Annotated in this window: 8 protein-coding genes and 1 pseudogene; 3 read left to right on the top strand and 6 right to left on the bottom strand. The window is 67.3% G+C overall.

Annotated features, from left to right (window positions below):
- Positions 1–95: 95 nt before the first annotated feature.
- The 6 genes and pseudogenes from metH to ACYVF3_RS30425 form a co-directional block, all read right to left on the bottom strand.
- Positions 96–3,662 (bottom strand): methionine synthase, encoded by a 3,567-nt coding sequence (metH, locus tag ACYVF3_RS30450; protein ID WP_461157724.1) that lies wholly within the window; start codon positions 3,660–3,662, stop codon positions 96–98.
- Positions 3,663–3,680: 18 nt separating this feature from the next.
- Positions 3,681–4,655 (bottom strand): carbohydrate kinase family protein, encoded by a 975-nt coding sequence (locus ACYVF3_RS30445; RefSeq protein WP_461157723.1) that lies wholly within the window; start codon positions 4,653–4,655, stop codon positions 3,681–3,683.
- A gap of 293 nt (positions 4,656–4,948) precedes the next feature.
- Complete coding sequence (gene metK, locus ACYVF3_RS30440) at positions 4,949–6,151, bottom strand: methionine adenosyltransferase (RefSeq protein ID WP_461157722.1); 1,203 nt, start codon at positions 6,149–6,151, stop codon at positions 4,949–4,951.
- Positions 6,152–6,225: 74 nt separating this feature from the next.
- The gene (locus ACYVF3_RS30435; protein ID WP_461157721.1) at positions 6,226–7,926 is read right to left on the bottom strand and encodes a glycine/sarcosine N-methyltransferase; all 1,701 of its coding nucleotides are present in this window, start codon (positions 7,924–7,926) and stop codon (positions 6,226–6,228) included.
- Between the two features lie 601 nt (positions 7,927–8,527).
- On the bottom strand, positions 8,528–8,752 hold the full coding sequence (locus ACYVF3_RS30430; RefSeq protein WP_461157720.1) for a hypothetical protein: 225 nt from the start codon (positions 8,750–8,752) through the stop codon (positions 8,528–8,530).
- 189 nt (positions 8,753–8,941) lie between these two features.
- Positions 8,942–9,477, bottom strand: a pseudogene (locus ACYVF3_RS30425) (AMP-binding protein); the annotation flags it as partial.
- A 266-nt stretch (positions 9,478–9,743) separates the two neighbouring features.
- Between ACYVF3_RS30425 and ACYVF3_RS30420 the strand changes: the two are divergent.
- From ACYVF3_RS30420 to ACYVF3_RS30410, 3 genes are all read left to right on the top strand, one after another.
- Positions 9,744–11,486: a glycoside hydrolase family 2 protein gene (locus tag ACYVF3_RS30420; RefSeq protein ID WP_461157730.1), complete on the top strand. Its 1,743-nt coding sequence runs from the start codon at positions 9,744–9,746 to the stop codon at positions 11,484–11,486.
- Positions 11,487–11,494: 8 nt separating this feature from the next.
- Positions 11,495–12,511 carry an aldose 1-epimerase family protein gene (locus tag ACYVF3_RS30415; RefSeq protein ID WP_461157719.1) on the top strand — a complete coding sequence of 339 codons (1,017 nt, stop codon included), beginning with the start codon at positions 11,495–11,497 and terminating at the stop codon, positions 12,509–12,511.
- A 146-nt stretch (positions 12,512–12,657) separates the two neighbouring features.
- Positions 12,658–13,494: an alpha/beta fold hydrolase gene (locus tag ACYVF3_RS30410; RefSeq protein ID WP_461157718.1), complete on the top strand. Its 837-nt coding sequence runs from the start codon at positions 12,658–12,660 to the stop codon at positions 13,492–13,494.
- Positions 13,495–13,551: the final 57 nt, after the last annotated feature.

Below are 13,551 nucleotides of genomic sequence, written 5' to 3'. Positions count from 1 at the left end.
CTTCACCGCGAACTCCAGGCCATTGACCTTCTGCAACTTGACGCTCATGACATCCCTTCTGTTTCTTTCTGATCAGCAGCTGATGGACAGCGGAATCAGGTGTTGAAGTACTTGGCTTCCGGGTGGTGCGCGATGATCGCGTCGGTCGACTGCTCGGGGTGCAGCTGGAACTCCTCGGAGAGCTCGACTCCGATGCGTTCGGCCTCCAGCAGGTCGACCAGCTTGGCGCGGTCCTCGATCTCCGGGCACGCGCCGTACCCGAAGGAGTAACGCGCACCCCGGTAGCCGAGCTTGAAGAACTCGCGGACGTCGGTCGGGTCGTCCTGCGCGACGTTGCCGCCGTTGGCCCAGGCCATCTCGCGCCGCACGCGGCGGTGCCAGTACTCGGCCAGCGCCTCGGTGAGCTGCACGCCCATGCCGTGCACCTCCAGGTAGTCCCGGTAGGCGTTCTTGGCGAACAGCTCGTTGGCGAAGTCGGCGATCGGCTGACCCATCGTCACCAGCTGGATCGGCAGCACGTCGACCTGACCGGTCTGCTCGGCCTGCTCCCGCGTGCGGAAGAAGTCGGCCAGGCACAGCCGGCGGTCGCGCTTCTGCCGGGGGAAGAAGAACCGGTGCCGCTCCTGGGCGTCGGGCTCCTCCTTGTCCAGCACGATGAGGTGGTTGCCCTCGGTCACGCACGGGAAGTAGCCGTAGACCACTGCCGCGTGCTGCAGGATGCCCTGCGTGGACAGCTCGTCGATCCAGTGGCGCAGCCGCGGGCGGCCTTCGGACTCGACGAGCTCCTCGTAGGTCGCTCCCTCGCCCTTCTTGGCCCCGCGCAGGCCCCACTGGCCGAAGAACGTGGCCCGCTCGTCCAACAGCTGCAGGTAGTCGTTGACGGCGACTCCCTTGACCACCTTCGAGCCCCAGAACGGCGGAGTCGGGACCTCGACGTCGGCGGCCACATCGGACCGCGTGGTGTCGTCGTAGCCCGGTTCCTCACCGGCCTCGGCCTTGCGCTTCTCGGCGATGCGCTGGGAACGCGCGCGACGTTCCTTGCGCTCGGCCTTCTTCGCCTCCTCGGCGGCGTCCTCCTCCGGGGAGTCGCCGCGCTTGATGGCCATCAGGCGGTCCATCAGGTTCAGGCCCTCGAAGGCGTCCTTGGCGTAGCGCACGTCGCCCTCGTAGACCTCGTCGAGGTCCTGCTCCACGAAGGAGCGGGTCAGCGCCGCGCCGCCGAGCATCACCGGGTACTTGTCGGAGATGCTGCGGGAGTTCATCTCCTGCAGGTTGTCCTTCATGATCACGGTGGACTTCACCAGCAGACCGGACATGCCGATCACGTCGACCTTGTTCTCCTCAGCGGCCTCGATGATGGTGTTGATCGGCTGCTTGATGCCGATGTTGACCACGTCGTAGCCGTTGTTGGACACGATGATGTCGACGAGGTTCTTGCCGATGTCGTGGACGTCGCCCTTGACCGTGGCCAGCAGGAGCTTGCCCTTGCCGCCGGAGTCGTCCTTCTCCATGTGCGGTTCGAGGTGGGCCACCGCCGCCTTCATGACCTCGGCCGACTGCAGCACGAACGGCAGCTGCATCTGACCGGAGCCGAAGAGGTCGCCGACGACCTTCATGCCGCCGAGCAGATCCTCGTTGATGATCTGGATCGGGGCCTTCTCCTGCATGCCGGCGTCGAGGTCGTCCTCGAGGCCGTTGCGCTCACCGTCGATGATGCGCTTCTGCAGGCGCTCGAACAGCGGGAGCTTGGCCAGCTCCTCGGCGCGCGAGGCGCTGGAGGACTTCGCGGTCTGGCCCTCGAAGAGCTCCATGAGCTTCTGCAGCGGGTCGTAGTCCCCTTCGCGCCGGTCGTAGACCAGGTCCAGGGCGACCTTGCGCGGCTCCTCGTCGATCTTGTTCATCGGCAGGATCTTCGAGGAGTTCACGATCGCCGAGTCCAGCCCGGCCTCGCGGCACTCGTTGAGGAACACCGAGTTGAGGACCTGGCGCGCGGCCGGGTTCAGGCCGAAGGACACGTTGGACAGGCCCAGCGTGGTCTGCACGTCCGGGTGCCGCCGCTTGAGCTCCTTGATGGCCTCGATCGTCTCGATGGCGTCCTTGCGGACCTCTTCCTGACCGGTGGTGATCGGGAAGACGAGGCAGTCGATGATGACCGCGGACTCGTCCAGACCCCAGTTGGTGGTCAGGTCCTCGATCATCCGCTCGGCGACGCGCAGCTTCCAGTCCTTCGTGCGCGCCTGGCCCTCTTCGTCGATGCAGGTCACCACGACGGTGGCGCCGTGCTCGCGGACCATCCTCATGACCCGGTCGAACCGGCCACCCGGCTCGGTGCCGTCCTCGTAGTTGATCGAGTTGACCGCGCAGCGCCCGCCCAGGTGCTCCAGGCCGGCCTCGATCACGTCGGGCTCGGTGGAGTCGACCATGATCGGCAGCGTGGAGGCGGTCGCCAGCCGCGAGGCCAGCTCCCGCATGTCGTGCGTGCCGTCGCGGCCCACGTAGTCCACGCACAGGTCCAGCATGTGCGCGCCCTCGCGGGTCTGCGCCTTGGCGATCTCGACGCAGTCCTCGTAGCGCTCCTCGAGCATCGCCTCGCGGAACGCCTTCGAGCCGTTGGCGTTGGTGCGCTCACCGACGTTGAGGATCGAGGCGTCCTGGTCGAACGGCACGGCCTGGTAGACCGAGGAGATCGACGGGATGACCTCGGGCGTGCGCACCGTGGGAGCGGTGCCGCCCACGGCCTCGGCGACCGCGCGGACGTGGTCGTTGGTCGTGCCGCAGCAGCCGCCGACCAGCCGTGCGCCGTAGTCGCGCACGAAGCCCGTCAGTGCCTCGGCCAGCTCCTCGGGCTGCAGCGGGTACACCGCACCGTTGGGGCCCAGCTCCGGAAGGCCGGCGTTGGGCATCACCGACAGCGGGATCTGCGAGTACTGCGACAGGACCCGCAGGTGCTCGCTCATCTCGGCGGGACCCGTGGCGCAGTTCATGCCGATCAGGTCGATGCCCAGCGGTTCCAGCGCGGTCAGCGCCGCGCCGATCTCCGAACCCACCAGCATCGTGCCGGTGGTCTCGACCGTGACCTGCGCGATGATCGGCAGCTTCACGCCCGCCTGCTCCATCGCGCGCTTGGCGGCCACGATCGACGCCTTGGTCTGCAGGAGGTCCTGCGAGGTCTCCACCAGGAAGACGTCGATCCCGCCGTCGAGCATGCCCAGTGCCTGCTCGTAGTAGGCGTCGCGCAGCTGCGCGTAGGGCGCGTGACCCAGGGTGGGCAGCTTGGTACCCGGTCCCATCGAGCCCAGGACGAACCGCTTGCGGTCCGGCGTGGAGAACTCGTCGGCGGCCTCGCGGGCAAGCCGCGAGCCGACCTCGGCGAGCTCCCGGATGCGCTCCGGGATGTCGTACTCGGCGAGGTTCGCCCAGTTCGCGCCGAAGGTGTTGGTCTCGATCGCGTCCGAGCCCGCTTCCAGGTAGCCCCGATAGATCGAGGACACCACGTCGGGCCGGGTCACGTTCAAGATCTCGTTGCAGCCCTCCAGGTTGGAGAAGTCGTCCAAGCTGAGATCGTAGGCCTGCAACGCGGTACCCATGCCGCCATCCGCGACGAGAACGCGCTCGTCGATGGCGGTCAGGAAACCGCTTGGATCGTTGTGCCGGTCTGACATGCCGCTACTCCCCGTTCGTCAGCGCAGCTTCGGCCCGACCTCGGCGGCTGCATCGTCGCCGTAGGCCTCGGCGATACGAGCGAGGAACGACTCCCGCTCGACGTCGTATTCCTGCGGGCCGTCGGTCTCCAGCGACACCGTCGCCAGCGTGCATCCCAGCTGCAGGGACCGCTCCAGGCTCAGCTCCGCCTTCAGGCCGGCGAGGAACCCCGCCCGCAGCGCGTCGCCGACACCGGTCGGGTCGCCCTTCTGCTTCTCCTTCGGGGGCTCGACCAGCAGCGTCGGCTCGCCCTTGGCCTTGACCTGCACGCCCTTCGCGCCGAGCGAGGTGACCCACTTGCCGACCCGGCCCAGGACGTCGTCCTCGGTCCAGCCGGTGCTCTGCAGCAGCAGGCCGTGCTCGTACTCGTTGGTGAACAGGTACTTCGCGCCGTCCACGAGTTTACGGATGTCGTCGCCTTCCATGCGGGCCAGCTGCTGGCCCGGGTCGGCGAGGAAGTCGTAGCCGCGGTCCCGGCACTCCTGGGTGTGCCGCACCATCGCATCCGGGTCGTTGGCCGAGATGACGACGATGTCGAGACCGCCGAGCCGGTCGGCGACGGGCTTGAGCTCGATCTCGCGAGCCTCGCTCATCGCACCGGGGTAGAACGACGCGATCTGGTTGTGGTCGGCGTCGGTGGTGCACAAGAAACGCGCGGTGTGCTTGGTCTCGGAAACGTGCACGGACTCGGTGTCCACGCCGTGCCGGTCCAGCCACGCGCGATAGTCGTTGAAGTCCTCGCCGACAGCGCCCACCAGCGTCGAGGTCACGCCCAGCTTGCCGAGACCGAAGGTGATGTTGCCCGCGATGCCGCCGCGGCGCACCTCCAGCTCGTCCACCAGGAACGACAGCGAGACCTGCTCCAGCCGGTCGGCCACGAGCTGGTCGGTGATCCTACCGGGGTAGGACATCAGGTGGTCGGTGGCGATCGAACCGGTCACCGCAATCCGCACTTCAATTACTCCTTCACCAGGGCAGGCCGCAGGTCACCGCCATGAGGGTGGCGTCCTGCAGCCCGCAGCAGCTTCGTCGGTCGTGCCCCGAGGACACGGGTCACGGCGTGCGGTCGGTGAGCTGACCCGCTCACCCGGACCGCGGCAGCACTCGCCAAGCGCGGGAGGTGGCCCCCTGCGAGGGCGCCTCGGCCTGGTGCACCGCAGTGCATCGGCCGGGGCGCCCTGAGCAGGAGGACCGCCTGGGTCCCGCATCTGGCGCCACCGCGTGCGCCGTTCTGCGTGATTCCGCCTTACAGGCCGGCAGCGCTCTTCAGGGCCGCTGCGCGGTCGGTGTTCTCCCACGGCAGGTCGACGTCGCTGCGCCCGAAGTGACCGTAGGCCGCGGTCGGGGCGTAGATGGGCCGAAGGAGGTCGAGGTCACGGACGATCGCGCCGGGGCGCAGGTCGAAGACCTCGTTGATGGCCGCCTGGATCTTGACCGGGTCGACGTTCTCGGTGCCGAAGGTCTCCACGAACAGCCCGACCGGGGCGGCCTTGCCGATCGCGTAGGCGACCTGGACCTCGATGCGACCGGCCAGACCGGCGGCGACCGCGTTCTTGGCCACCCAGCGCATGGCGTAGGCCGCGGAGCGGTCCACCTTCGACGGGTCCTTGCCGGAGAAGGCGCCGCCACCGTGGCGGGCCATGCCGCCGTAGGTGTCGACGATGATCTTCCGGCCGGTCAGACCCGCGTCACCCATGGGGCCACCGAGCACGAAGCGGCCGGTGGGGTTGGTCAGCACGCGAGCGTCGGAAGCGTCCAGACCGGCGCGCTCCAGCTCCGGAGAGATGACGTGCTTCTGGATGTCGCCGACCAGCTGGCCGTCGAGGTCGATCTCCTCGGCGTGCTGCGTCGACAGCACGACCGTGTCCAGGCGAACGGCCTGGTCACCGGCGTACTCGACGGTGACCTGGGTCTTGCCGTCGGCCCGCAGGTACGGCAGCGTGCCGTCCTTGCGGACGTTGGTCAGCCGGCGGGACATCCGGTGGGCCAGCGTGATCGGCAGCGGCGCCAGCTCATCGGTGTCGTTGCAGGCGTAGCCGAACATGAGGCCCTGGTCGCCGGCGCCCTGCTTGGCGATCTCGTCCTCGCTGCCCTCGACGCGCTTCTCGTGCGCCTCGTCGACGCCCTGCGCGATGTCCGGGGACTGCTTGCCGATGGCCACGTTGACACCGCAGGTGGTGCCGTCGAAGCCCTTCTCGGAGGAGTCGTAACCGATCTCCAGAATCTTGTCCCGGACCAGGGTCGGGACGTCGATGTTGGCCTTCGTGGTGACCTCGCCGGCGACGTGCACCTGGCCGGTGGTGATCAGGGTCTCCACGGCGACGCGCGAAGCCGGGTCCTGCGCCAGCATCGCGTCCAGGATCGAGTCGCTGATCGCGTCGCACATCTTGTCCGGGTGGCCCTCGGTCACCGACTCACTGGTGAACAACCGGCGGTTGATCTCACTCACGACTGCTCCTCACCTCACAAGCTTTGCAGCTTTGATCCTTGCGTACGGTTGTCAGGTTGTTTACCTGGGGGACCTCACACTCGGGCGTGAATGATGCCCCATGCGAGGTTCCCCGCCTTGCCCCCCGACACCCAGTTCTTAAGGCCGGTCTTCATCTTGGTGCGGTAGGCGTCACTGATCTTGTCGGCAAGATCACCCTCTCGGGCTTCCAGTTCCTGCAAAACCCGGCCGTAGTGCAGGGCCAGGTAGTCCGTCAGGTTCTCGAACTCGAAGGTCTGCAGACCCAGGCGAGCCAGCTCGCGGCGGTAGAAGCCGGGCGAGCCCATCGTGTCCAGGCTCAGCCGGTCGAGAATCGGGCCGAGGTCGGCGGTCTTCGCGGTGTCGGCCGCCATCGGGTCGGTGAACAGGAAGGACCCGGTCGGCTTGAGGACGCGGGCGACCTCCTCCAGGACGCGTGGGCGGTCACCGCTGTGCAGGATCGCGTCCTGCGACCAGACGATGTCGAAGGCGTTGTCCTGGAACGGGATGTCCTCGAAGGAACCGTCCTTGACCTCGATGAGCTCCTGAAGGCCTTCGGCGCGGTTGAACTCCACGTTGCGCGCGTTCTCCACCTCGGAGAGGTTCAGGCACGCGACCTTGCAGCCGTAGGTCTTGGCCAGGTAGCGCGCCGCACCGCCGTATCCCGCACCGATGTCCAGGATGCGGGTGTCCGGGGTGATCTCGACCTTGGAGGCCATCCGCTCGACCGTGCGCCGGGAAGCGGTGTCGATGTCCTCGGTCTCCGAGCTGTAGAGGCCGACGTGGATGTCGTTGCCTCCCCAGACGTGGTAGTAGAAGTTGTCCGCGTCCTCGGAGTTGTAGTAGTCGCGGGCGGTGTGCACCGCGGTCGAGTAGACGTCGGAAAGATCGTCTTCTTCGACGTACTTCTTCTCCGCGACGTGGATGTAGAAGTCCGGCTCGCCCTCCTGGTAGGTCTCCTGGAAGTCGCCGTAGGTGTCGATCCGCTGGAATCCGACCTCGCGGAGCAGCCGCCGCGCGTAGTTCTTCCGCAGCGGGTACATGTTCAAGAAGAATTCAGACTTGTCCGGGAACGTGTACTTGAACCTCGCCAGACCTTCATCAACATAATCCGGCTCAGCGGAAACGTCCTCGCCCGCGTAGTAGTACGTGTGCTTCGAGCTGAATCCGTCGTCCAGAATCGAATCGTAATTCCGCTGATCAAGAATCAGGACGCCGTCGTGCTTGAGCATCGCGTAGAACTCGGCGAGAGTCTTGCGGCGATCGCGCTCGGAGAACAGGTGCGTGAACGAGTTCCCGAGGCAGATGATCGCGTCGTATTCGCCGTGGACGTCACGATTCAGCCAGCGCCAGTCGGCGTGCACGACGCGCAGAATGTGCCCGCCGTACTCGAGCCCGTTCTGGAACGCCTTGGCCAGCATCTGCGGACTCCCGTCCGCCGATACCGTCTCGAAGCCCTCCTCTAGCAGCCGCACCGAGTGGAACCCGGTTCCCGTGGCCGCGTCCAGGACGGACTTGACACCGCGAGCCTTGAGCTGGTCGATGAAGAAGCTGCCCTCGCTCTCGTAGCGCTTCTTCCAGTCGATCAGATCGTCCCACTTGTCCACGAATCCACCGACGTACTCGTGGGTGTAGTGGTCGGACTCGCGAACCTCCAACGGGTTTTCGCCGAACACCTGCTCCTCACGCGCCACCAGCTCGGCCGTGTCAGGCGTTCCCGCCTCGTTAGAAGTCAAGTCGTCCACGCTCTTGGCCATTTTCACTCCCACCACTCACGTTGGTCATGCGCCACCCACGCACTTCAGGCATGCGCAAATCCGTGCCCCGAGCATGTCGTCTCGCGGCCGTGCGGGTCGCCACTGCGAAAAAAGGCAACACCCTGACCGGCGCGGGCAGCCGAGAAAGTACTCAAGGCCGCGACACCAACACCGATCGCACTCGGTCAGCACCCTTGCCAACCGGCGCGACGCATTTCCGTGCGTCGCTTAACCAACTTAGGCGAAGGAGATCACGAAGCAAGCGTACGAACGTGTGACTGTAATCACCGCAATGCGATGATTGCGTGATTCGGATTGTCACCCTGGGTGAAAATATGCGCGACCACCAGGGAATATTCCAGTCGATTTTGCCGCCGATAACGATCACGCTAGTGCGATAAAAATTCAAAGGATGTACACTAACGCGCGCCCGATATAGCACATCGTTCGTGCCATATCAAGGGTTCCGATCGACAAAGAATTATCGAAATGCCGATGCGGCGGTTGACTTTTTGCTCTTCGTGACCCTTCCATCGAAGAGCGGAGCCCGGATGTTACGGCTTTCAGTCCGGCAGCGCCATACCTTTTCCCAAAGTATCCGTCAATCGGTGCATGCGACCTGCCACCGCAGGACCGATCCAGTGCCCCGGACCAGGTGCGAGCAGGAATTCCACACCCTCGCGCCACCGGTACCGCTCACCCCTTTCCGGGACGGGAAGTCCTCCTCCCCGTACCCCTCGCGCAGGCGCTCCCCCGCCGAGTGCACCTCGTTCTCCCCGCCCCGCAGCTCGAGCCGCCGGATCTTCCCGGAGATCGTCTCGGGCATCTAGAACGGCGAGATCCGGTGGTCGGTAGGCCGTGAACACGTCGGCTCGGCGGACCCTCTCCAGTGGGGTGCTCCAGCAGCACCACGTCGAAACCGGCAGCAGCGCCATCAAGCCGGACCGCACCTCCTGGCCGGGCACGTTGCCGACCTGCGCGCTGGTCTCGGTCTGCCCGAACCGGTCGCGGCTCACCCCGGCGAGGAGGTGTTGAGGTGGACGTCGCCCGGTTCCAGCCCGATCGGGTACATCGTGGACGGATGTCCCACCGGGTACGAGGTGTGCGTGCGCTCAACGAGTTCGGGAAGCGCGGTGGTGCCCGAGGCGAAGTGCGGGAGCATCGGCTCTGCGGCCCCGGTTGGGCCGTCCGGGGTGAAAAATCACTCGGATTCGTCACCTCTGCCGCAGTCGTGCCCTCCCTCCACCTCGGACCCGACCGCGATGCGCGTGCAATCGCCCGGGACGTCGGCGAACTTCGCCGTGCGATCCGATGTGGTCCCACGTGCCGGAGCCGTCCGCGATCCACCCGGTCGCGGAGGTCCGCGGCGCGCAGCAGCGCGGTCGTGGGAATGATCACCGCACCCGGCTTCATCGCCCCCAGGATCGTCTCCCGCAGCCCCACCTGGTTGCCCAGCATCGCGGTCAGCCGGTCGCCCCGCACGACCCCTGGCCCGCGCGGCCCGTTGGCGACCCGGTCGGAGCGGCGGGCCATCCCGACGAAGGCACACCGGCCCCCTCGTCGTCTCGGCTGCGCCGCCGGGGCAAGAAGTGGACCATGTCCGCGAGGTGCTCGACCACACCGACGAGCCCGCTCGATTGCTCCGATGTGCGGGTCCTCGCTCGTCGGCGTTGACTCCTCGTGCGGTTGTGGTCACTGTTGTTGATTACTGGTGATTTTCTTTCGGAATTTCCGGCGTCAAGGAGGACACCGTGTTCCGACCTGTCACGACGATCGCTGCCGCCGTCCTGCTCACCTTCTCCGGAGTACCCGCTTCGATGGCCACCGCCGAACAGACCTGGCAACCCGAGCAGCCACCGCTGACCACACCGTGGACCGACCAGGTCGGCCCGGACAACGCGCTGCCCGAATACCCGCGACCACAACTGACCCGAGAACGCTGGCTGAACCTCAACGGCCTCTGGGACTACACCGGCGGCGAGAACGCCACCGAGCAGATCCTGGTGCCCTACCCACCCGAATCCGGGCTCTCCGGGGTGCAGCGGCACGACGACCAGATGCTCTACGAGCGCACCTTCGACGTGCCCGCCGACTGGGCGGGCCAGCGGTTGATCCTGCACTTCGGTGCCGTGGACCAGCGCGCGGAGGTTTCGGTCAACGGCCGTCAGGTCGCCGTGCACGAGGGTGGCTACACCGAGTTCTCCGCCGACATCACCGATGCCGTGGAACCCGGTGCGCCGCAGCGGCTGACGGTCGCCGTCTCCGACGGCAACGAGACGCAGCCCTACCCGGTGGGCAAGCAGCGCAACGATCCCGGCGGCATCCTCTACACCGGCGCGTCCGGCATCTGGCAGACCGTCTGGCTCGAACCCGTCGCCCCGGCCCACGTCACCAAGCTCGACATCACCCCGGACCTGACCGGCTTCGGGATCACCGCGCGGCCCTCCGCCGACGACGGCCGGCAGGTCGAGGTCGCGGTGCGCGACGCCGAGGGCACCGAGGTCACCAAGACCACCGGCACGGCCGGTGAGCCGGTGCGCGTGGACGTCCCGCAACCGCACCTGTGGACCCCGGACGACCCGTACCTCTACGACCTGACCGTGCGGCTGCTCGGACCCGGCGGCGCCGTGCTCGACGAGGTCGGCAGCTACACCGGACTGCGCACGACCGGACTGGTCAACGACGAGCAGGGACGGCCGAGGATGGCGCTCAACGGCGAGATCGTGTTCCAGCACGGTCCGCTGGACCAGGGCTTCTGGCCGGACGGCATCTACACCGCGCCGACCGACGAGGCGCTTCGCTTCGACCTGGACAAGACCAAGGAACTCGGCTTCAACATGGTCCGCAAGCACGTCAAGGTCGAACCGGCGCGCTGGTACTACTGGGCCGACAAGCTGGGGCTGATGGTCTGGCAGGACATGCCGTCGCTGCCGATCGACCTGTCCATCCCGCCGGAGGACAGCCCACCGCCGACCGACGAGATGAAGGCGAACTACCGCGCCGAGTGGGGCGACATCATCGACCAGTTGCGCAGCTCGACGTCGATCGTGGCGTGGGTGCCGTTCAACGAGGGCTGGGGAGAGTTCGACACCGCAGAGATCACCGATCTCACCCGCAACACCGATCCGACGCGCCTGATCAACCCCTCCAGCGGCGTGAACTGCTGCTACTCGCTGCCCGACAGCGGCGCCGGGGACATCTACGACGACCACACCTACGTGGGTCCCGGTGCGCCGACGGTCCAGGACGGCCGGGCGATCGTGGACGGCGAGTACGGCGGGCTGGGCCTGGCCGAGGAAGGTCACCTCTGGCCCGGCGAGCCCAGCGCGTACGAGATGACCGACAACCGGGAGCAGCTGACGCAGCGGTACGGGGAGGTCAGCGACGAGCTGGCGCGCATCATCGGGGCCAACGGCCTGTCGGCGGCGATCTACACGCAGACCACCGACGTGGAGAACGAGGTCAACGGGTTCCTCACCTACGACCGGCAGATCATGAAGCCGGACGTGGCCTCCGTGCGCGCGCACAACACCGCCGCCATCGAGGCGGGAAGCCGGTGAGGAGTCAGATGAGATCAACGAAGATCAACAGACGGGGTGCGCTGCTGGGAGCCGCCGGCGCGGCGAGCGCGATGGCCGCACTGCCCGGGATCGCGCACGCCGCGCCCGGCGGTCGCCCGACGGCCAGCGGGCACCTCTACGAGATCGGTGCGGGCAGGAGCCGCGTCGTGGTCGGCGGGGTGGCCGCCTCGATGCTCTCCTGGAAGGTCGACGACCAGGAGATGCTGCTGACCCACGACCCCGACGACGTCGGCGAGGGCTACCAGGGAAAGACGATCCTGCCCTGGGCCAACCGGATCGACCACGGCGCCTACGCCTTCGACGGCCAGGAGCTGCAGGTCGCGATCAACGAGCCGGAACGGGACGCGGCGCTGCACGGGCTGATGAGCTTCGTGGAGTGGTCGCCGGTGCACCACCGCGCGGACTCCGTGGTGCTGGAGCACGTGCTCCCGCCGGACTACGGGTATCCGTTCCAGCTGGCGTTCCGCATCGAGTACAGGGTGGACGATCGCGGCTTCTCCAGCACCCTGTCGGCGACCAACGTCGGGCGCGGCCCGGCACCGTTCGGCACCGCCAACCACACCTACCTGGCGGCGGCACCGGGCACCCGGATCGACGACATCGTGCTGGAGATCCCGTCCGACACCTACTACGTGGTCAACGACCGGCTCATCCCGACCGGGACCGAGTCGGTCGAGGGAACCGACTACGACTTCCGGACCGCGCGGCCGATCGGCGGCACCGAGATGGACACCGCCTTCACCGGCCTGCACCACGCGAACGGCGAAGCCGTGGTGCGCTTCCGGCGGCCGGACGTCGACGTCGAGCTGTGGGTCGACGAGACGCACCGGTACCTGCAGGTCTACACCGACGACGATCCCAGCACCGACCGGCCGAGCCGGGCGGGGCTGACCGTCGAGCCGATGACGTTGGCCCCCAACGCATTCGTCACCGGTGACGGATTGATCATCCTGCAGCCGGGTCAGACCCACACCGGCGCCTGGGGCTACCGCCTCAACGAGTGACCGACCACTCGTCGGGGGTGGGAGTTTTCGACTGAAACCTCCCACCCCCGACGAGAATCCGAACGTCCCCACCCCGTGGGTCCCGTGGTGAGGGGTGGAAGTTCACATGTGGACCTCCACCCCACCCGACCCGTTAGTCTGGTCCCGTGGCCGAATACATCCAGATCCCCACGCCGGCAGGAAAGTTCGACGCGCTGACCGCGGGCTCCGAGGAGGGGCGTCCGGTGCTGCTGCTGCACGGATTCCCCGAAGCCGCGGTCGAGTGGAGCGAGCAGCTGGGCGTCCTCGGCGGCGCCGAGTGCTTCGCGGTCGCCCCGGACCAGCGCGGCTACTCCCCCGGCGTGCGCCCGGAACAGGTCTCCGACTACCGGATGCGGGAGCTCGTCGGAGACGTGCTGGCCATCGCCGACCACTTCGGCTGGGACCGCTTCGACCTGGTCGGCCACGACTGGGGCGCCGCGGTCGCGTGGTCGGTGGCCGCCGCGCACCCCGAGCGGATCCGGACCCTCACCGCGGTCTCGATCCCGCACCTCGACGCGTTCACCCAGGCCGTCCGCGAGGACGAGGACCAGCAGCAGCGCTCGGCCTACATGCAGGCGCTGCGCTCGTCCACGGCCGAGAAGACGCTGCTGGCCGACAACGCCGCGAAGCTGCGCCGGATCTACTACCCCGGGGTTCCCGAGCACCACGTCGACGACTACGTGCAGCGGCTCACCGAGCCTGGCGCGCTCACCGGCGCGCTCAACTGGTACCGGGCCTCGAAGTTCAACGAGGAGATCGGCCCGATCACCGTGCCCACCCTGTTCGTGTGGAGCACCGAGGACGTCGCGGTCGGCTCCACGGCCGCGCTGGCCACCGAGCAGCACGTCACCGGTCCCTACCGGTTCGGGATGCTGCAAGAGGTTTCGCACTGGATCCCCGAGGAAGCGCCCGACTCGCTGACCCGCCTGTTGCTGCAGCACCTGCTCGCGCACCCCGAGTGATCTCTTGCCGGTGACGGTCCGGGCGGTGAGCATGAGATCCGTCCGGTTTCCGACGCG

Source organism: Saccharopolyspora tripterygii, assembly GCF_054778355.1.
Note: the sequence above shows the minus strand (reverse complement) of the source record. Positions and strands in the feature narration are given on the sequence as shown.

What these genes read in the sequence shown, in the direction of transcription:
- ACYVF3_RS30420 (WP_461157730.1), top strand. Translation starts at nt 9,744, where the DNA reads ATGGCCACCGCCGAACAGACCTGGCAACCCGAGCAGCCACCGCTGACC.
- ACYVF3_RS30415 (WP_461157719.1), top strand. Translation starts at nt 11,495, where the DNA reads ATGAGATCAACGAAGATCAACAGACGGGGTGCGCTGCTGGGAGCCGCC.
- ACYVF3_RS30435 (WP_461157721.1), bottom strand. Translation starts at nt 7,926, where the DNA reads ATGGCCAAGAGCGTGGACGACTTGACTTCTAACGAGGCGGGAACGCCT.
- metH (WP_461157724.1), bottom strand. Translation starts at nt 3,662, where the DNA reads ATGTCAGACCGGCACAACGATCCAAGCGGTTTCCTGACCGCCATCGAC.
- ACYVF3_RS30430 (WP_461157720.1), bottom strand. Translation starts at nt 8,752, where the DNA reads ATGCCCGAGACGATCTCCGGGAAGATCCGGCGGCTCGAGCTGCGGGGC.